General features: G+C 48.0%; 23 protein-coding genes. 19 read left to right on the top strand and 4 right to left on the bottom strand.

Annotation, left to right across the window (positions count from 1 at the left end; translation table 11 throughout):
* The first annotated feature begins 94 nt into the window (after positions 1–94).
* The 12 genes from ACUUHJ_RS22135 to ACUUHJ_RS22080 all read left to right on the top strand — a co-directional run bounded on the left by ACUUHJ_RS22135 (position 95) and on the right by ACUUHJ_RS22080 (position 8,726).
* Positions 95–547 (top strand): gamma-glutamylcyclotransferase family protein, encoded by a 453-nt coding sequence (locus ACUUHJ_RS22135; protein ID WP_472299959.1) that lies wholly within the window; start codon positions 95–97, stop codon positions 545–547.
* Between the two features lie 39 nt (positions 548–586).
* On the top strand, positions 587–1,120 hold the full coding sequence (locus ACUUHJ_RS22130; protein ID WP_472299958.1) for a hypothetical protein: 534 nt from the start codon (positions 587–589) through the stop codon (positions 1,118–1,120).
* Between the two features lie 89 nt (positions 1,121–1,209).
* The gene (gene tpx / locus ACUUHJ_RS22125) at positions 1,210–1,731 is read left to right on the top strand and encodes a thiol peroxidase (RefSeq protein ID WP_015892342.1); all 522 of its coding nucleotides are present in this window, start codon (positions 1,210–1,212) and stop codon (positions 1,729–1,731) included.
* 177 nt (positions 1,732–1,908) lie between these two features.
* Complete coding sequence (locus tag ACUUHJ_RS22120; RefSeq protein WP_472299957.1) at positions 1,909–2,538, top strand: TetR/AcrR family transcriptional regulator; 630 nt, start codon at positions 1,909–1,911, stop codon at positions 2,536–2,538.
* Between the two features lie 7 nt (positions 2,539–2,545).
* Positions 2,546–3,250 carry an MBL fold metallo-hydrolase gene (locus ACUUHJ_RS22115; RefSeq protein ID WP_472299956.1) on the top strand — a complete coding sequence of 235 codons (705 nt, stop codon included), beginning with the start codon at positions 2,546–2,548 and terminating at the stop codon, positions 3,248–3,250.
* A 73-nt stretch (positions 3,251–3,323) separates the two neighbouring features.
* Positions 3,324–3,794 (top strand): hypothetical protein, encoded by a 471-nt coding sequence (locus ACUUHJ_RS22110; RefSeq protein WP_472299955.1) that lies wholly within the window; start codon positions 3,324–3,326, stop codon positions 3,792–3,794.
* Between the two features lie 82 nt (positions 3,795–3,876).
* Positions 3,877–4,797 (top strand): RluA family pseudouridine synthase, encoded by a 921-nt coding sequence (locus tag ACUUHJ_RS22105; protein WP_289673842.1) that lies wholly within the window; start codon positions 3,877–3,879, stop codon positions 4,795–4,797.
* Between the two features lie 389 nt (positions 4,798–5,186).
* Positions 5,187–6,104 carry a fumarylacetoacetate hydrolase family protein gene (locus ACUUHJ_RS22100; protein WP_472299954.1) on the top strand — a complete coding sequence of 306 codons (918 nt, stop codon included), beginning with the start codon at positions 5,187–5,189 and terminating at the stop codon, positions 6,102–6,104.
* Between the two features lie 25 nt (positions 6,105–6,129).
* Positions 6,130–7,290, top strand: coding sequence for a homogentisate 1,2-dioxygenase (locus ACUUHJ_RS22095; RefSeq protein WP_289673839.1), 1,161 nt, complete (start codon positions 6,130–6,132; stop codon positions 7,288–7,290).
* 19 nt (positions 7,291–7,309) lie between these two features.
* Entirely contained in the window at positions 7,310–7,930 is a 621-nt protein-coding gene (locus ACUUHJ_RS22090) for a flavin reductase family protein (RefSeq protein ID WP_289673838.1), read from the top strand.
* 116 nt (positions 7,931–8,046) lie between these two features.
* A complete protein-coding gene (locus ACUUHJ_RS22085) occupies positions 8,047–8,397 on the top strand; it encodes a PspC domain-containing protein (RefSeq protein ID WP_472299953.1) in 351 nt (116 codons plus the stop codon).
* Positions 8,398–8,546: 149 nt separating this feature from the next.
* Positions 8,547–8,726: a hypothetical protein gene (locus ACUUHJ_RS22080; protein ID WP_015892331.1), complete on the top strand. Its 180-nt coding sequence runs from the start codon at positions 8,547–8,549 to the stop codon at positions 8,724–8,726.
* A 65-nt stretch (positions 8,727–8,791) separates the two neighbouring features.
* On the opposite strand, the gene ACUUHJ_RS22075 is transcribed toward ACUUHJ_RS22080, so the two are convergent.
* From ACUUHJ_RS22075 to map, 3 genes are all read right to left on the bottom strand, one after another.
* Positions 8,792–9,388 carry a TetR/AcrR family transcriptional regulator gene (locus ACUUHJ_RS22075; protein ID WP_472299952.1) on the bottom strand — a complete coding sequence of 199 codons (597 nt, stop codon included), beginning with the start codon at positions 9,386–9,388 and terminating at the stop codon, positions 8,792–8,794.
* A gap of 14 nt (positions 9,389–9,402) precedes the next feature.
* Positions 9,403–10,428, bottom strand: coding sequence for an LLM class flavin-dependent oxidoreductase (locus ACUUHJ_RS22070; protein WP_472299951.1), 1,026 nt, complete (start codon positions 10,426–10,428; stop codon positions 9,403–9,405).
* 179 nt (positions 10,429–10,607) lie between these two features.
* Positions 10,608–11,354 (bottom strand): type I methionyl aminopeptidase, encoded by a 747-nt coding sequence (gene map / locus ACUUHJ_RS22065; RefSeq protein WP_472299950.1) that lies wholly within the window; start codon positions 11,352–11,354, stop codon positions 10,608–10,610.
* 132 nt (positions 11,355–11,486) lie between these two features.
* On the opposite strand from map, the gene nadE reads away from it, so the two are divergent.
* The 3 genes from nadE to ACUUHJ_RS22050 all read left to right on the top strand — a co-directional run bounded on the left by nadE (position 11,487) and on the right by ACUUHJ_RS22050 (position 13,353).
* The gene (gene nadE / locus ACUUHJ_RS22060; RefSeq protein WP_472299949.1) at positions 11,487–12,239 is read left to right on the top strand and encodes an NAD(+) synthase; all 753 of its coding nucleotides are present in this window, start codon (positions 11,487–11,489) and stop codon (positions 12,237–12,239) included.
* A gap of 3 nt (positions 12,240–12,242) precedes the next feature.
* On the top strand, positions 12,243–13,067 hold the full coding sequence (locus tag ACUUHJ_RS22055) for an MBL fold metallo-hydrolase (RefSeq protein WP_472299948.1): 825 nt from the start codon (positions 12,243–12,245) through the stop codon (positions 13,065–13,067).
* A 64-nt stretch (positions 13,068–13,131) separates the two neighbouring features.
* Positions 13,132–13,353 (top strand): hypothetical protein, encoded by a 222-nt coding sequence (locus ACUUHJ_RS22050; RefSeq protein ID WP_016742422.1) that lies wholly within the window; start codon positions 13,132–13,134, stop codon positions 13,351–13,353.
* Between the two features lie 63 nt (positions 13,354–13,416).
* On the opposite strand, the gene ACUUHJ_RS22045 is transcribed toward ACUUHJ_RS22050, so the two are convergent.
* On the bottom strand, positions 13,417–13,932 hold the full coding sequence (locus ACUUHJ_RS22045; RefSeq protein ID WP_472299947.1) for a DUF2062 domain-containing protein: 516 nt from the start codon (positions 13,930–13,932) through the stop codon (positions 13,417–13,419).
* 183 nt (positions 13,933–14,115) lie between these two features.
* On the opposite strand from ACUUHJ_RS22045, the gene ACUUHJ_RS22040 reads away from it, so the two are divergent.
* The 4 genes from ACUUHJ_RS22040 (at position 14,116) to ACUUHJ_RS22025 (ending at position 17,909) form a co-directional block, all read left to right on the top strand.
* Complete coding sequence (locus ACUUHJ_RS22040; RefSeq protein ID WP_289673831.1) at positions 14,116–14,745, top strand: DedA family protein; 630 nt, start codon at positions 14,116–14,118, stop codon at positions 14,743–14,745.
* On the top strand, positions 14,738–15,256 hold the full coding sequence (locus ACUUHJ_RS22035) for a YkvA family protein (RefSeq protein WP_015892322.1): 519 nt from the start codon (positions 14,738–14,740) through the stop codon (positions 15,254–15,256). Before ACUUHJ_RS22040 ends, ACUUHJ_RS22035 begins: the two co-directional genes overlap by 8 nt.
* 19 nt (positions 15,257–15,275) lie before the next feature.
* Positions 15,276–16,223 (top strand): 3'-5' exoribonuclease YhaM family protein, encoded by a 948-nt coding sequence (locus ACUUHJ_RS22030; RefSeq protein WP_015892321.1) that lies wholly within the window; start codon positions 15,276–15,278, stop codon positions 16,221–16,223.
* Positions 16,224–16,346: 123 nt separating this feature from the next.
* On the top strand, positions 16,347–17,909 hold the full coding sequence (locus ACUUHJ_RS22025) for a YcdB/YcdC domain-containing protein (RefSeq protein WP_472299946.1): 1,563 nt from the start codon (positions 16,347–16,349) through the stop codon (positions 17,907–17,909).
* Positions 17,910–17,998: the final 89 nt, after the last annotated feature.

Below are 17,998 nucleotides of genomic sequence, written 5' to 3'. Positions count from 1 at the left end.
CTCGGAAAAAAAGACGTATGTAAAATTATATATAGAACAAATATACAAAATTTTCTCGACGCAAGACACACTTTTTTCGATCACAGGAGGATGGATGAAGGTGAACAATGTAAACGACAAGTTGCCTGTATTTGTGTACGGCACGCTTTTAGCGGGCTTTGGGAATCATAGGAATTACGTGAAACCGTATAAGCATGAGGCAACACCTGCGACGATTCAGGGTGAGATTTATCATTTGCCGGCAGGCTATCCGGGATTGCTGAAAGGAGAGCAGGAGGTCGTGGGGGAGATCGTCATGTTTGCCCCTGACGTGTACGAGCAAGCACTAGCAGGACTGGACGAGCTGGAGACGTACTATGGCGAGGGTGATTCGCGCAATGAATACGAACGGATCATCGTGCCAGCGACTATGGAAGGAACAGGTCAGGTCGTAAACGTCTATGTTTATCGTTATTTGGATCAAAACCTGGTCAAGCAAACAGGGGTGCACATTCCGCATGGGAATTGGCGACGCTACATGCAGGAGCTGACGAATAGCCAGTGCTAGTTTTGCCAAAACTGGTAGGGAAAAGGAGGGAGCCCTGCCATGGAATTACTCCATTGTGAACCTGCACAAATCTGGCGTTACCTGATTCCGCAAAATTACTGGATGTTTTCCGACGAAGTTCCCGAAGATGAACTGATCTTTCATTATCGTGACCATATTTATTTTGTAAACAATGACGGTTCAGTTTTGGCCATGCCACAGCCTGCTTGCTTCGAAACGCTGGATATGGGGACCTTGCTGGAGTATTTGGCAACATCGGAAGACACCTTTGATTTTGACGATGAAGGGGAATTCGATTACGGCCATGTCTTAAAGCGTATGGGGTATATCGTGCCAGTCAGGGACAAGCGGGAAAAAGCCACGTATCAAATTGAGATTATCAATACGGCATTGCCGAAAGCACATGGAACACGGTACGAAATGAAGCAGGTTACCTTCACTTTTGCACTCTATCACGCGCTGATGCGCTGTCATGAGCTAAATGCGAAAACGGATTGGGAGTATGAGCATGAAGTGAAGCGAATCGCCGTGGTACAAGCCAAGCGAAATGGAAAAGTGCAAGTGAATCTGTAATTTCTACTATTGGCATAGTGAAAAAAAGTGAATGATAGGGTATGATAATTGAGGTACATACTGAAAGATTTGGTGAGGAGGAAGAAATCATGACAACTGCTGTTGAGCGTCAAGGCGCATTTGTATTCAAAGGCGGTCCTGTAACACTGCTCGGTCCTGAAATCAAAGTAGGAGATACTGCTCCTAACTTTACTGTAGTAGGTGGCGATCTGTCCCCTGTAACTTTGGAAGACTCCAAGGGCACTGTTCGCATCATCTCCGTAATCCCTTCTATTGACACTGGCGTGTGCGATGCACAAACTCGTCGTTTCAACGAAGAGGCTGCGAAATTGGAAGGCGTTACTGTGCTGACTGTTTCCGTTGACCTGCCATTCGCGCAAAACCGCTGGTGCGGTGCTGCTGGTATCGACAAGGTGAAAACAGTATCTGACCACAAAGACCTGAGCTTCGGTACAGCTTATGGCGTAGCGATCAAAGAATTCCGTCTCTTGTCTCGCGCTGTATTCGTAATCGATGCAAACGACAAGGTTGTACACGCTGAGTATGTGGCTGCTGCTGGTGAGCATCCAAACTACGAAGCGGCGATTGCTGCTGCACAAGCTGCGAAGTAAGCATTTTTCATAAGGAAGCTCCCTTTTTGTCCAAGTGACGAAAAGGGGGCTTTTTTTATTTGCAGCAAGTGGAAAAATAATCTTGACGGCTTTAGTAACCAGCGGTTATATTATAACCAACGGTTACTAACCAATGGTTATAAAGTTTTTCGAAAAGTAAGGAGCTGAATATCACGCATGGCAAGCAAACAAGAAATACGCTCAGAAGAAACGAAACGGGCGATTTTGACGGCGGCAGCAGACCTTTTCGCTACCCGAGGCTTTGATACGGTATCCATCAGAGAAATCGCCAAAGCAGCCGGCTGTTCTCATACAACCCTCTATATTTATTTCAAGGACAAAGAAGCACTGCTTCATCATCTGTCCAAGGAACCTTTGCAAGGCTTGACTCTACAAATGGAAGAAATACTGTCCAAACAGGGAAGAGCACCGGAAGAGAATCTGCGTGAAATCAGCAGTCAGTTCATCCACTTTTGCCTGCGCAATCGAACGATGTATACCTTGTTCTTCATGATCAAAGCCACTCGGATCGATGTAGCGGAACCGGATAAAGAATTGCAAACGCTACGTAATCAATTGTTTGGTTTGTTGAGGCAGGCTGTAAGAAGATGCTTGCCAAATGACATAGAGGAAGAAAAAGCGCTTGCTCATGCACGGATTTACTTCTACACGCTGCATGGCATTGTCGGTACGTATACACATTCCGAAGAACCATTGGACAGCTTGATGGAAAGGCTAGCGTCTACATTCGCACTATCCGTAGATGTTTTTCTGGCAGGAAGTCAAAAAATAATGAACAGGGAGTGACGAGAGAATGATTAGAGTAGAGCAAATCTCAGCGAACATTTGGTGTATCAAAGCGTGGTTGTTGATTCCTTTGCGGGTCTGGATTGTCAGGGAGGAGGATGGTGTTACGCTGATCGATGCGGGAATGCCATTTATGACGAAACGGATTCTAACTTTTATCAAGCAGTTGAATGCAGGACCACTCAAACGAATTTTGCTGACGCATGGTCATTCGGATCATGTAGGAGCCGTAAAAAAAATCCTGGAGGCAGAATCCGTACCAGTCTATGCCCATCGAATCGAGATTCCGTATATGGAAGGAAAAGAGCTGTATCCGCGTCGTAAAAAGCTGGAAGTAAACGTTCAGCCTGGTTTGGCTCAGCCTTTGCCAGAGGATGCCGAAGGGAATGTAGCTCCAATTGGTGGACTGCAACCTTATTTGACACCTGGTCATTCTCCGGGGCATGTGGTGTATTATCACGAACAGGATGGAGTGCTTTTGGCTGGAGATTTGTTTACTTCCAAACAAGGCAGATTGCATCGTCCCATGCCGATGTTTACGGCGGATATGGCGCAAGCACTTAAAAGCAGTTTGATCGTCCGCCAATTGCGTCCACGCCATTTGGAAGTATGCCATGGTAAACCGATTGAGAATCCGGCAGAACAGCTCGATGAGTATTTAAAAGAGGTCTCTACTTCTTTTTCGATTCCAACGAGTGTTTGGCGATCATAGGGCAATGATTGACTGAGTCAAGTCGGATGAAACGAATCTCCTTTTTCTCGCGTCATAGGTTTGAGGTGATTGGATGAAAAAGGTAGGATTACTTGGTCAACTAATTCTGATAGCGACACTGTTACTGACGGGGTGTGGGAACGGATCGTCGGCGCAAGGGGCGGAACCACCACAGCCAGTCATTGAATGGAGCGGAAAAACAGCTGCGACGGTGCCCGCATCTTCCTGCTGGAGCTATCATAGCGAGTCGGTCTGCAAGGATACGGCAGCACCCCCGGAACTCATCGCAGAGCATAAGCCTGCACCCCTGCAAGTAAAGCCCGGGGCGACGGTAACCATCACTTTTGCCCAGCAGCCAACTGCAAATACGCTCAAGGTAACACAGTGGAACGGTATAAATGAAGTTGAGCAAGCAGTGGAAAACGGCAATCAGTGGAAGGCACCCGAACATCCGGGCTGGTATTTGTTCGATGTTCGCGGTCAGTGGACGCAAGGCGATGCAGGTCATGCATTTGTTATCGAAGTGAAAGACAACATCCGATAGACACACCGGACGGTTATGGCCAAACAGCCATGATCGTTTTTTGCTATACTGAGGAGGAGGGAAGACTTAAAGGAGAGACAACATGCTAGAAGAATTAATTAGCTTCACGGTTGATGAGGCAGATGCAGGACAAGCCGTGCGAGAAGTCCTGCAAAAGCGGTATGGTGTATCGCGGCGTTTGCTCATTCGTGCCAAGTTTAAAGGCTCCATTACACGGAATGGCGTTCTCGTATTTGTAAACGAAAAATTGCAAGCCGGTGATAAAATAGCAGTCATGGTTGAAGAAGAAGCAGAAGAGACTGTTGCTCCAGAGGACATGCCGCTCTCCATTCGTTACGAGGACGAAGATTTGATGGTCATCGCAAAGCCAGCGGGATTGGTCGTTCATCCGACAGGAAATCATCCCAGTGGTACTTTGGCAAACGGGATGATCGCTTATTGGAAAAAGCGTGGCGAGAACAGAAAGTTCCGGGCGGTGAACCGTTTGGATAAGGATACATCGGGCTTGATGATCGTAGCGAAAAATCAATGGGCGCATGAACAATTCAGCCGCATGCAGCAGATCAGGACGTTGCAGCGGACTTATCGGGCTATCGTCCAAGGAATCGTGGAGTCAGACGAAGGTACAATTAATGCGCCGATTGGCCTTGCGGAAAATTCGTTTATCACCAGACAGGTAAGGCCAGATGGGCAGACAGCTGTTACCCATTATCGTGTGCTTGCCCGAGGGGAAGGCATGAGTTTTGTCGAGGTGAAGCTAGAGACGGGGCGTACTCATCAGATTCGCGTACATATGAGCAGTGAAGGGCACCCACTTGCCGGAGATGATCTGTACGGAGGAGAACGGGAGCATATCGGCAGACAAGCTTTGCACGCATGGGGGCTATCCTTTGTCCACCCGCGTAGCGGTCTTGCGATGAGCTGGGAAGAGCCGCTGCCAAATGATATGGAGCAGCTAGCCCAGCAATTTTTTCCCGATTATCCGAGCAAGGAAATGATTTAAGCGAAGAATTTCGTCATTTCCCTCTGGAAAGCTGTAAGCGTTTTCGATATGATAGAAGAAATTCGTTACAAACTTTGGAAACACAACAGTGAATAGCTGGCTGTCTGCGGGGGAAAATCCCGAAAAGATTTTTTTCAGTAGCAGACTAGACCCAGCTTGCGCCTGATGCCTGTTTCGGATCGTTTTGACAAAGAGGGCTTCCCTTTTTATTTGTCATGCACCGGAATTGCTTTGGGGGTGAGCTGGGTTTTCTTATAATATCGGAAAGCATAAACCTCTTCGGGTTTCTTCCCGATATTACGTAAAACATTCCGCTATTACGGGGTCGCTCATCCTTGAGCAAGCATCGATATAGGTTTTCTTATTGCCCAAGAGAAGGAGAGGGTTTCATGAAGCTGGTTTCTTATCGAGAAAGGGAAAGGGATGCTTGGCGAGCGGGGCTCTTGCACGAAGGAAAAGTCAAAGATATTGCACATGCTTGTCCGGGGGCGCCGAGTACAGTGCTAGGTTTGCTCGAGGAGTGGGCGAATTGGTTACCCGTTCTCCAAACCGCACATGAGGCAGAGGATGGCTGGGATTTGGAGCAAGTCGAGCTAGGCTCGCCACTTCCACGTCCTTCCAGCTTTCGTGACTTTTACGCCTTCGAGGCCCATGTGATGACAGCGCGAGCCAAACGCGGACTTCCGATGGTTCCCGAATGGTATCACTTTCCCGTCTTTTATTTTTCGAATGCAGCAGCTTTTTCAGGGACGCAAGCGAATATTCGCAGACCCAAAGCAACCAAGTGGCTGGACTATGAGCTGGAAATTGCCTGCGTGATTGGAAAAGCAGGAGTAAACATCCCAGTAGAACGAGCGGAAGAGCACATCGCAGGATATTGTATCTTAAACGACTGGAGCGCCCGGGATATACAGCGGGAGGAGGTCAAGGTCGGCTTAGGACCTGCCAAGGGTAAAGACTTCGCAACGTCCATGGGACCGTGGCTGGTTACACCGGAGGAGCTAGCGGATGTACGCCTCACAGGCGAAAAGGGCAGCCGCTACGATCTAGAGATGGTGGCACGCATCAATGGTAGAGAGTATTCGAAAGGAAACTTCAAAGACATTCACTATACATTCGCTGAAATGATTGCCCGTGCCTCGGAGGATTGCTCCTTGTATCCCGGAGATGTTATTGGGTCGGGGACAGTAGGGACTGGCTGCATTTTGGAGCTGGGGACAGAGCAGTATGCTTGGCTTGCGCCAGGTGATGTAGTGGAGCTAGAGGTGGAACGCCTCGGTGTGCTTCGCAATACGATTTGTGAATAGGGATGAAAAAAGGAGGAAGGAACGTATGGCTTTTTATCATCGAATGGGGGAAGTTCCACAAAAGCGGCATACGACGTTTTACAAGCCGGATGGGGGACTGTACCGCGAGCAAGTAATGGGAACCAAAGGGTTTTCTGGGATTCAATCCATTCTGTATCACCACAATCCGCCTACCCAAGTGAGGGAGACGCGCAAATATGCAGACGTCCGTTTGGAATATGTGGAGCAGGTTGATTTAAAGCATCAGCATTTTAAAACATTTGATGTTCAGCCGGGTGGGGACCCGATTTTTGGACGTCGCTACATGCTGGGGAATAACGATGTCGTCATGGCAGTCTGCGCACCGACAGAGCCGATGGATTACTTTTATCGCAATGCGGATGGGGATGAAGTCGTTTTTGTCCATCAAGGCGAGGGAGAGCTGCAAACGATTTTCGGCACACTCACTTACAAGCCGGGTGACTATCTCGTCATTCCGATCGGCACGACCTATCGGATTGTACCTTCAGAACAGAGCCGTTTCCTCGTCATCGAATCCCAGAATGAGATCGTGCCACCAAAGCGTTATCGCAACGAGCACGGTCAATTGTTGGAACATTCACCGTTTTGCGAACGTGATATTCGTTTGCCAGAAAAATTGGAGACGCATGTGGAAAGCGGAGACTTCGAGGTGCGCGTCAAACGCCAATCCGTGGTCTACAGCTACTTCTTTGACTTCCATCCGTTTGATGTCGTGGGCTGGGACGGTTATTTGTATCCCTATGCACTGAGTGTTCATGATTTTGAACCAATTACCGGGCGCATTCACCAACCGCCACCTGTCCATCAAACTTTTGCTGGTCAAAACTTTGTCATCTGCTCGTTCGTTCCGCGGATGTACGACTATCATCCGCAAGCGATCCCTGCGCCTTACTACCACAGTAATGTAGAAAGTGACGAGGTGTTATACTACGTAGATGGTAATTTTATGAGCAGAAAAGGTATTTACGAGGGTTCGATCACCTTACATCCAATGGGGATTCCTCATGGACCGCATCCAGGCAAGGTAGAGGCAAGCATTGGGAAAAAAGAAACGCAGGAGCTAGCTGTCATGCTGGACACATTCAACCCGCTTCACGTTACAAAGCAAGCGTTGGAAATGGAAGATGAGGCATACATGTCAAGCTGGTTGCCACCGAAGGAATAGGAAGAGGTGCAAAAACGCAATGGAAATCGCTATTCACGAGATTGAACGGCAGGAGAAATACAAGCTTTTGATCGGATGTATCGTCCCGAGGCCGATCGCTTGGGTCACCTCGTTAGGGGAGGGAATGATCGTCAATGCCGCTCCTTTCAGCTATTTTAATGTCGCCAGCATTGAACCGATGATGGTTTCGGTTGCCGTCATGCGTAAGCCGGGAAGTGTCCCAAAAGATACGGCACGAAACATCATCCAAACGGGAGAATTCGTAGTCAATATGGTGGACGTACACAATGTAGATGCGGTCAATCAGACTTCTGCCGATTATCCGCCGGAGATCAGTGAAGTAGAGGCAGTGGGGCTGGAAGTCGCACCATCCGTTTGTGTCAAGGTGCCAAGACTGCGTGCATCCCGCATTCATTTTGAGTGCAAGCTGCATCAGATTGTGGAATTAGGTAGTCCGACGACTTCGGATTTGATTATCGGGGAAGTGGTGCATGTACATGTAGCGGATGAGCTGTATCATGCAGGACGGATTGATGCTACAGCATTTGCACCCGTTAGCAGATTAGCGGGCCATACGTATGCGACTCTGGGTGAACAGTTTGATCGTCCCCGCCCCGTTTATGAGCCACCTGTCAAATGATTGATCTCCGTCCAGCGACGGAGGACAAATCCCTCTACGGACCATTTTACCGGAATCGCCTATCGGGTATCCTGTAGATACAAGGCAAGCGGATACTGTAGAGAGGGTGGAAAGCAATGATGGAAAGACGACTATACCGTTCGCATCAGGATAAACGGTTATTTGGAGTTTGTGGTGGGATTGCGCAATTTTTGCGCATTGACTCTACGTTGGTACGTATAGGAGTTGTCGTTCTCACTGTTTTTACAGGAGTACCGATTTTGCTTTATTTGCTGATGGCGATGATCATGCCAAAAGAACCGCATTGGTCATACGCTTCTGACGGTTTCCCGATGCATGATGTGCCATATAGTGGACATGCACGCATGAACGATTTGGATCAGGAAATTGACCGTCTGGAGAAGCGTGCTTTGGTACAGGAAGTGTATCGTCTACGCGAAGAGTTGGGCAAATACAAAGGACTTTAAAGCAAATAAGAGACTTCCAGGGTATTACGCTCACGGGAAGTCTCTTTTCACTTTTACCTAATTTTGATCCCACAAAAAAATGGTCAGCAACTTCTGGAGATCGCTGCATAACATGTAAGGTGGAAAACCTACATAGGGAGGGAAAAGCAGTGTATCTCGGCGTGTTCGATTTGAATCAGCGTTTGGAGCAAACCCGCAAAATCCTGCGGGAAAAGCAACATCTGAAAAAACTGATTGAAGAAGACATCCATGACTTGGAACAAGACGTCAAAGAATTAGAAGCAATGACGTCGAAACAAGACAAGTATGCTACCAGCGCTCAGCGCTAAAACAGCTGTATGATCGAAAAAAAGAGGAAGTGGCAACTGCCAGAAGAGGGCAGGGAGCCACTTTTTTAATTGTGAAGCGCTTGGTCCAAAACTTTTTCTACGATGGCAGGAACCATGCGGATCGCTGCACTATCGGTTCCGTATGTCTGGCTATCCGCGTAAGTACCTTCCATCAACAAGATAAGCGTATAGGCCAGCTCGCATGGATGAGCAGCGCCAAGGGCTGTCGTGCGTTCCAAAAAAGCGTCGCGGATACGTTTCTGATGGGAGCAAACCAACTCGCGAACGGGATGAACCGGATCAGGAAACTCGACAGCTACATTGATAAAGCAACAGCCGCGAAATTGCTCGTTGGACGCGCGCGCAGCCAGGTCAGCAAAAAACTGAATGAGTTGCTCTCGTGGATGATTGGGATGTTTGGCGATGCTCTCTTCCCACTCTTGCCAAAAAACGTCTTGCTTGCGCTTCATGTAGGCGAGAATCAGGTCTGTTTTCGAGGAAAACTGCCGATAGACGCTCATCTTATTCATTCCAGCACGCTCGACAATAGCGTCTACACTGACGGCATGAATCCCTTCTTGATAAAACAATTCTTCAGCAGCGTTCAGGATGATCTCTTGTGCTTTTTCACGAGGAACACGAGGCCGCTTTGCTTCCGTCATATACTATCCCCCATTTAGGACTTCCAGACGTCGGCGACAATTTCAAAAGAGCGCACACGATCGGCATGGTGGTACATTTGGGTCGTAATCATGAGCTCATCTGCTCCTGTAGCATCGAGCAACTCTTGTAGTTTGCTTTTTACAGTGGCAGGGCTACCAATAATGGAGGAACGCAGCTGTGCTTGGACCGACAGTTTTTCGAATTCGCTCCATAGCTCATCCATATTGTCCACAGGTGGTTGGATTGGCTTGAGATCACCGCGGACGAGATTTAAGAATGCCTGGTAATGGGAGGTGGCTAGTCGATTCGCGAGCTCATCCGTATCGGCTGCCATCACGTTGACGCCAACCATGGCATATGGCTGATCCAGCACTTCCGATGGACGGAAACAATGCCGATACGTCTGTAAGGCAGGCAAGGTGAAGTTCGGTGAAAAATGCCCGGCAAAAGCAAACGGCAATCCGAGCATGCCTGCTAGTCGCGCTGAGAAATCGCTGGAGCCAAGCAACCAGATCGGGATGTTCAGACCTTCGCCAGGGATAGCGCGGATGGCAGATGCCGACTCGCTTGTTCGTGGACGAAGATATTCACGCAACTCCTCCAATAACTCCGGGAAATCCTCTCCACCAATCCGCAAATCGCGGCGCAGCGCACGTGCTGTTCGTTGGTCCGCCCCAGGTGCGCGTCCTAGACCTAAGTCGATCCGGCCTGGATAGAGGGACTCCAGTGTCCCGAATTGCTCGGCGATCACGAGTGGAGCATGGTTGGGCAGCATAATGCCGCCTGAACCTACACGGATTTTGCTGGTGCCGCCGGCAATGTAACCAATGAGAACGGAAGTAGCAGAGCTGGCTACGCTGGGCATTGCGTGGTGTTCGGCGAGCCAATAACGTGTAAAGCCCCATTTTTCAACCTGTTGCGCCAGATTGAGACTGTTTTTATACGATTCAGCAGCGGTGCTACCCTCCGTAATGGGTGCTAAATCGAGAACGGATAATGGAATCTCTCGAAGTGGCTTAGACGAGATTGTATCGGACATGGGTTGGAACCCTCCTTGTGCTTAGCGGTTGCTGGTCGGATAACTTTGTTACTGAGTAGTAACAAAACGTACTTGCATCATACGGAGCGGCAGAAGGGATGTCAACACTTGGATGTGCGACCAAGCACATTGGGAGAAAAAGAAAAAGCCCTGACAATGCAAGGGCTCTTCGTACTTCCTTATTGTTTTGTTAAGATAACAGGTCCATTCGCGGTGATAGCGAGGGTGTGCTCGTATTGAGCGGACAGCTTCCCATCGCGTGTACGTGCTGTCCAACCATCTTCATCGACCTTCGCATGATACGTCCCGATGTTCAGCATAGGCTCAATGGTAATAACCATGCCTTCTTTGAGGCGTTGTCCTCTGCCAGGAGGGCCAAAGTGAGGAACGAACGGCTCCTCATGCATTTCCTGACCGATACCATGTCCGGTAAAATCGCGCACGACGGAGTAGCCTTGTTCTTGCGCATACGTTTGGATGGCGTGGGAAATGTCACCGATCCGATTGCCTACGACAGCTTGCTCAATACCGAGATACAGCGATTTTTCAGTGACTTCCAGCAGTCTTTTCGCTTCCGGGGACACAGTTCCCACTTCATAAGACCAAGCGGAGTCAGCCAGCCAACCATTTTTTCGAACAACCATGTCGATTGTGACGATATCGCCATCACGCAGAGGCTCTTTTTTCGGGAAGCCATGGCAGATGACATCATTGACTGAACCACATGTGGCATAAGGATATCCATGAAACCCTTTTTGCTCAGGGGTCGCGCCATTTTTAGCCAAAAATTCTTCTACGAATTGATCAATCTCCCAGGTAGAAATGCCTGGACGAATCATCTTGGCAATCTCACGATGACAAGCAGCCAAAATCTTGCCTGCTGCATGCATGAGTTCAATTTCTTCAGGTGTCTTGAGGATAATCATCGACTCTCTCCTTCTCCTCGTTAGTCAAGAACTCTTTATAGTATATAGTGTAGTGCCGTTCTGCGCCAATTGCCACACTGAAAACGGCATGGTAGGATGAGGGAGAAATAATCAACCTTGGGGGTAGGTAGCGTGGACAAGTTTCAAGAACATCTGGCGAACTACCAGATTCATGTAAAAGAAGACGTGGAAAAACGTATTGCCTTTATTCGTGAGCAAATTGATGGAAATGGCCTCGGCGGTGCAGTCGTCGGTATTTCTGGTGGAATTGACAGTGCCGTTACAGCAGCGTTGTGTGTGCGTGCTTTAGGCTCTGAACGCGTCATTGGCGTTTGGTTGCCTGCATACTCGCAAACCGTTCATGAAACAGATTCCAAGCAACTTGCTGAAGTGATTGGAATGAATATGCACACGGTAGATGTAGGGGCAGCCTACGACGCTTTGGTTCCTGCTATCGAAGGTGTACTTGGGCTTGATGACAAAACAAAGGGAAATACGAAGGCTCGCTTGCGCATGACAGTGCTGTATGCCATCGCTAACCAAAAAGGATACTTGGTAGCGGATACGTGCAACCGCAGCGAGATTCATGTTGGTTATATGACAAAAGGCGGAGACGGTCTTGCTGACTTTAACCCAGTAGCTAGCCTGACGAAGCATGAGATGCGAATTCTTGCTGCTGAGCTCGGGGTGCCTGGAGAGATCATCACGAAGCCGCCTTCTGCTGATTTGTGGGAAGGGCAGACGGATGAACAGGAGATGGGCTTCACTTATGAGGATCTGGATCGTTTGCTGATTACAGGAGAAACTCGACCGGAAGCCAAAGAACGTATTGATTACCTGCATCGAATCTCTGAGCATAAGCGCAACATTATGCCAGGTATATAAAATATGGCAGAGACCTACAGGCTGTTTACAAGTTGTCTGTGGCAAACGACAAGTACGGTCGTCTCAACCGAGCAACGTATTTACTTGTTTGATCCGGCCTATTTTCCCCATGAGGTAGAGGCGATTGCTGATTATGTGCAGCGTGAGAGGAATGGGAGAGAGCTTATTCTCGTCCTGACACACGGTGATTGGGATCATGTAGTCGGAATCGGCAAATTTCCGGATGCCACAGTCATTGCACAAAAGGAAATTCTGACCGATGGACGGATCGAGGCTATGCTGAACAAGGCGAAAAAGTTTGACGGGTCGTATTACGTGGTCAGATCGTATGAAGTAGGAATGCCGAAGTTCACGAAGCTTGTGGAGGATGCACAAGAGTGGCAGGAAGTCTTTTTCCTGCCTGTACCAGGGCATACACCCGATCAGATGGCGACCTTGTTCCGGGAGCAGAAGTTGCTTGTTGTCGGTGACATGCTATCCAATTTAGAGTTCCCGTTTATCGATGACAGCAGTACCTATTTGGAGAGTCTGGAAAAGATCGAACGGTTGGTTCTTCAAGGAGAAGTAGAAGAAATCATTCCTGGACACGGCGTACCTGCAAAAGGACGCGAGGAAATCCTGCATCGAATTGAACGGGATCGCCAGTACTTATTGGATGCACGCGCCGTTGTTTTTGAGGGTATCGCTAATAACGTAGGGGAAGACATACTGGGAGAAAAGTTTTCCAAATTGACGTATGATGGTGTTTCGATCGATGAACATCTCCGTTCATCCCATGACCAAAACCGGGATCAACTATGCAAGGAAGCTATTTCGCGGAAAGGTTGATTATTCCACGGTTTTATAAGATAATAGGGGTTACGCAAATCTTTCTAGGAAAGAGGTGGAACAGATGTCTACAACTGAATTGATGCTGAGAACAAGTCTGGAAGGACGTGTGAAGCGTACGTTGCAAACGTACTTCCGTCGCCCTAACGACGTGTTGATCAAGGAAAGCCTCGGAGCAAACGGTTTGTCCCCAGAGCAAGTGGAAGTAACCGTGAAGCTCTTGAATGAAGACAAAACTGTTGCCGAAATCATGGAGCATCTGCACGATCAAGGCTACTTTGCATAACATTGCGAGCAAAAAAGACCGGACTGACAGCGAATGTCGGACCGGTCTTTTTCGTTCGAGCAATTAAGGGGGAGGACTTTCCTCAGGTAATGAGCGTCGTAATTTCTTGCGACGATATAATTGAAGGCCCGATAAAACGAGAAAGTAGCTCGAGAACGCGACAATCAGCCCCATGATGGCACTTCCTGTAAAATAGACAAGTCCTTTTTCTTTCACCCAGACAAGCCATGGCATTCCAGACTCGTGATGGTTCAAATGTCCTTGTAACGGTTTGCCAATCAACACGTATCCAATATTGTAATTGAAAAGAATGAAGAGCGGTAAGATGAGCTTTCCGATGACAAACGCAACCAACCCAGCGGGAAAACTGGCGCGAAACAGCTTGCAGAATGGGAAAAGCACCAGAAACGCGATGCCAAAGGTAGGCAGGGTAATAAACTCGATGAAGATTCCGAGCGAAAATCCGCGGGCGACGAAAGCTGGAGCCCCTTTCATTCTCAGCACCTTGTAGTATTCGAATTTTAGCTTTCGATATGCTTTTTTCCACATCCGTGCTATCCCTCGTTTGTTCCAAGTCATTTGTCAGCATAATCCCCTAAGGGTATGGCGAATGGTGAGGCTGGATTCGTTTTTTTTGTTGATGTTGTAGAGTATCTCCAAGTTGGTAAAAATTAATAGTTGCCAGATGAGCTCTTATTTGTGAATGCGCCTTTCTTTTGGCATAATGGAAGAGGGTAGCTTGCTGGAAAAGTGGTGACATTAGTGGAAGGTGTAATGGGAACCTTCGGTGATTATATTGCGCAATATGGGTATGGCGCCTTGTTTGGATTGTTCTTTCTAGGAATTTTGGGGATGCCCTTGCCAGAAGAAACGCTGCTTGTTTTTTCAGGATTCCTTGTTTCAACGGGGAAATTGGAATATTGGCCTACTTTTTTTGTCTGCTTTCTCGGTTCCGTTACAGCGATGACGGCAGCATACTGGATCGGCAGAACGCTAGGCTACACTTTTCTCGAGCGATATGGGAAACGATTGGGGATGGGCTATACCGTTTACAAAAAAACAGAAGAGTGGTTTAATCGCGTCGGAAAATGGGCGCTTCCGCTGGGCTATTTTATCCCTGGTGTCCGTCAGTTTACGGCCTATTTTGCCGGGATCACGCGATTGCCATTTCCGACTTTCATGCTCTATACCTATTTGGGTGGGCTGTTTTGGAGCTTGCTTTTTGTGACGCTTGGCTGGCAATTAGGAGAACGTTGGGATGAGCTGTTTGATTTGATTGCCCGTAACCTTGCGATCTTCTTTATCGCTTTGCTGGCATTGATCGCAGCTTGGTCGTATTTCAGACACAAGGCGAATGTAAAAAAGCAATTACGGAGGGATCAGAATGAGTGAAGAAAACCGTAACGAAAATCTACTGCCTGTGGTTCGCAAGCCAACGGAACTGGTTCCTGTCGTATTACCGGAAAAACACCAGCGTTTTTATGATAAATTGCGTGAGAAAATCGAAACGTTCATTAGAGACAAGGGAATCAATGATTCTGTAGCCAACTTTATATTGCTTGCACCAGATTTGTTTGTTCTCTTGGCCCGTCTTATGCTAGACAAGCGCGTAGGAGTTCAATCAAAAGCGTTAGCGGGTGTAGCGGTTGCCTACTTTATTACCCCGATCGATTTTATTCCGGAGGCACTAGTTGGCGGATTCGGACTAGTGGATGACGTTATTTTGGCTGTTTATGCTTTGCGCAAGATTTTGGTGGATATCGATGAATCGATTGTACGTGAGCATTGGAATGGCGAAGAAGACCTTTTGGCTGTCATTACGAAGGTGGTTCGATCAGCGGATGATTTAGTCGGCAAGAAAATAGTGAAAAAGCTGGAAGAAACCCTGTTCCGAAAAAAATAAGCTAGGATGGGACATATAGATGAAATATTTATTGGATTATCAAGAGGGAGAGCGTGTTGTCGCTTTTTGCCTGATAAAAAGCAAGGAAGCGGGCGTAGCGAGTAATCAGAGTGAATATTTGAATCTGGAGCTGGGAGATCGCTCCGGTACGATCATGGCAAAGCTGTGGGATGTCAATGCGGAAATGAAGGAATGGATTAACGTCAAATCTGTTGTGAAGATTGATGCTGCTGTCCAAATGTACCGTGGCAAAAAGCAACTGGTGATTCAACGAATCAGACCGGCTGCGGCATCAGACGAAGTTCAGATGGAGTCGCTCATTCCGATCTCGCCCGTTCCAGTGGACGAACTGTGGACAAAGCTGACCCATGCAGTCGACAGCCTGCAGAGTGCCACACTCAAGGCCATTATTCAAGAGGCGCTGGCAACAGAGGAGATTCACGATCGCCTTCGCCATTATCCGGCTGGCGTTCGCATGCACCACAACTATTATCACGGTTTGCTGGAGCATATTGTCTCTTTGTTGACGGCGGCGCAGAGTCTCTTGCCACTGTATCCACAAGTAGACAGGGATGTACTGATTGCGACTTGTATCTTGCACGATATCGGAAAGCTGTACGAGCTATCTGATCCCATCGCTCCGGATTACACCACGCCAGGCCAGTTAATTGGTCACTTGGTCATGGGAGTTGAGATGGTAAGCGGCATTTGCCGTAAGCTAGATATTTCTTTAGGGGACGCAGAGGTTCTGCACTTGAAGCATTGCATTTTGAGTCATCATGGAGAGGTAGAGAACGGCTGGGGCAGTGCTGTATCTGGAAAAACGCCAACAGCTGTCATGTTCCATTACCTGGACCAGATCGACAGCAAAATGAACGCTTTGAGCCAAACACTAGCGGACATGCCGGAAGAAGAGGAATGGGCGTACGCTGGCGTGCTTAGACGAAAAGTCTGGCGCGGATATTAATCGATAGAACAAAAAGCCAACTGCTAAGCAAAACGAAGCAGTTGGCTTTTTTTAGATAAATCAGAAACGTTTTTGCAAGATGCTCGTCTTACCAGTAATGTCTTGTAATGAGGAGGTATTCCTGTGAAAAAGCGAAACAGAGCTGCCATGTTTGTGCTGGCAGTCAGCATGATCACGACACCAGTGGCACTACTGCATCCGTTGTCTTCTTATGCGTATGATGGCAAATCGAATCTGGAGCCTATTCAGTTGCCAGAAGACATCGTCCACTTGTTAACGGAATTGAAAGAGGACTACGTGCCTCTCATGAAAGGTCTTCATGTGGACTCTTACGGAGGGACAAGCAATTCGGGGTATGTCATTCATCTTTCGGATCGAAAGAGTGTCATAACCACGAATACGACGCTCACTATCTCCACAAATGCAAAGGGAGATATGACCAGTTTTGTCCTGCATGATGTGAATCGGGACAAAACAACCAAACTCAATCAAAAGGAAGCCTATCAAAGGGCTGTGGACTTTATTCGGAATTACATAGCAGTTGACCATGTTATTTCCCCGCAAGCGATGCTTTCTTACGATCGTGCATCTGAGCTGGATCATCTGGCGGTTGTCAGTGTCTACCCACAGTTGAACAACACATGGGTGGACAAAGAGACAGCACGGGTCATGGTTGACGCAAAGGGGCAGGTTGTCCATTTTCAGCAAGAAAAGCTAAAGCTTCCTACCGCAGAAGAGGTAGCGGACCCAAGCAAGGCTGTACCGCTTGAAAAGGCAATGAAGGAGTGGCAAGACAAGGTATCCTTGGAATTGGTCTACGATGAGTCAGCGGGTAAGCTCGTTTACGTGCCTGACCAATTCCCAACGATAGATGCTCTGACTGGTGAAGAAGTTTCGTCTGTGTATAAAACAACGAATGAGACGATGAAAATCAAAGGAACAGCAGACATGGGCGTCTGGCGAGATACGAAAAAAATGGAGCAGATGCTCGAAAAGGATTTTGGCTTGAGGTTGAATCAACGCACGTACAAAAATGTAAAAGAGGACAAAAAGTACAAAAACAGCGACATTGATCGCCATGAATGGAATGCGAACTCGTATCAAAGCGCGTGGGTTACGCTCGACCGTAAAACAAAATCACCCATTGAATTCAAGCTGGATGGTCCCGTAGAAAAGGAGCTTGAGAAGCCGCTCACGCATGGTGAGGCAAAAGACATCGCCGTACAATTTGTGGAAAAATACTTATTGTCCAAAGAACAATCCTTCGCCGTAAAGGAGACGAGTCTTGTAGAAAATCTTCCGGGTTGGGCAGATCAAAATCTGGTGCGGCCAATTAGCAGCTTTGCCTTTCATCCTGAGATTGACGGTATCCCTACCAAGAGACCACTGTTCTACCTGGAAGTTGATGCGAAGAAGGGCAATGTAGTCCTCGCGCAAGTAAATGAACTGCCGTCTATGCCAGCTACCATCAGTAAAGACGGTATTATCAAGGATGAGAAAGCAAAGACTGCGTATGTCAAAGAAGCAAATCTACGCTTGGCATACTGGTATCCGAGGGTAGGGACGCATTCAGCGAAACTGCCGCAGCTGGCTTATTTAGCGACAACGAATACCAAGTCTTTGCAGATCGATGCCGCAACGGGTGCGGTGGAGGAAACCTGGCTGGAATGGAAAGCTACCCAATAACCGATACCCGATATGGTGTAGAAGCCATGTCGGGTTTTCCTTTTCATCATTATCGGAATTCATAAACACTTCAAGGCAGGTAGGATTTT

This window comes from Brevibacillus schisleri, from assembly GCF_055685845.1.
This window is presented reverse-complemented; position numbering and strand designations above follow the sequence as displayed.

Coding starts and splice junctions, on each gene's coding strand:
- ACUUHJ_RS22070 (WP_472299951.1), bottom strand. CDS start 10,428: ATGTCCGATACAATCTCGTCTAAGCCACTTCGAGAGATTCCATTATCC.
- ACUUHJ_RS22045 (WP_472299947.1), bottom strand. CDS start 13,932: ATGACTTGGAACAAACGAGGGATAGCACGGATGTGGAAAAAAGCATAT.
- ACUUHJ_RS22035 (WP_015892322.1), top strand. CDS start 14,738: ATGAGTGAAGAAAACCGTAACGAAAATCTACTGCCTGTGGTTCGCAAG.
- ACUUHJ_RS22115 (WP_472299956.1), top strand. CDS start 2,546: ATGATTAGAGTAGAGCAAATCTCAGCGAACATTTGGTGTATCAAAGCG.
- ACUUHJ_RS22095 (WP_289673839.1), top strand. CDS start 6,130: ATGGCTTTTTATCATCGAATGGGGGAAGTTCCACAAAAGCGGCATACG.
- ACUUHJ_RS22135 (WP_472299959.1), top strand. CDS start 95: ATGAAGGTGAACAATGTAAACGACAAGTTGCCTGTATTTGTGTACGGC.
- ACUUHJ_RS22085 (WP_472299953.1), top strand. CDS start 8,047: ATGATGGAAAGACGACTATACCGTTCGCATCAGGATAAACGGTTATTT.
- ACUUHJ_RS22050 (WP_016742422.1), top strand. CDS start 13,132: ATGTCTACAACTGAATTGATGCTGAGAACAAGTCTGGAAGGACGTGTG.
- ACUUHJ_RS22105 (WP_289673842.1), top strand. CDS start 3,877: ATGCTAGAAGAATTAATTAGCTTCACGGTTGATGAGGCAGATGCAGGA.
- map (WP_472299950.1), bottom strand. CDS start 11,354: ATGATTATCCTCAAGACACCTGAAGAAATTGAACTCATGCATGCAGCA.
- ACUUHJ_RS22075 (WP_472299952.1), bottom strand. CDS start 9,388: ATGACGGAAGCAAAGCGGCCTCGTGTTCCTCGTGAAAAAGCACAAGAG.
- ACUUHJ_RS22055 (WP_472299948.1), top strand. CDS start 12,243: ATGGCAGAGACCTACAGGCTGTTTACAAGTTGTCTGTGGCAAACGACA.
- ACUUHJ_RS22100 (WP_472299954.1), top strand. CDS start 5,187: ATGAAGCTGGTTTCTTATCGAGAAAGGGAAAGGGATGCTTGGCGAGCG.
- ACUUHJ_RS22130 (WP_472299958.1), top strand. CDS start 587: ATGGAATTACTCCATTGTGAACCTGCACAAATCTGGCGTTACCTGATT.
- tpx (WP_015892342.1), top strand. CDS start 1,210: ATGACAACTGCTGTTGAGCGTCAAGGCGCATTTGTATTCAAAGGCGGT.
- ACUUHJ_RS22120 (WP_472299957.1), top strand. CDS start 1,909: ATGGCAAGCAAACAAGAAATACGCTCAGAAGAAACGAAACGGGCGATT.
- ACUUHJ_RS22090 (WP_289673838.1), top strand. CDS start 7,310: ATGGAAATCGCTATTCACGAGATTGAACGGCAGGAGAAATACAAGCTT.
- ACUUHJ_RS22030 (WP_015892321.1), top strand. CDS start 15,276: ATGAAATATTTATTGGATTATCAAGAGGGAGAGCGTGTTGTCGCTTTT.
- ACUUHJ_RS22110 (WP_472299955.1), top strand. CDS start 3,324: ATGAAAAAGGTAGGATTACTTGGTCAACTAATTCTGATAGCGACACTG.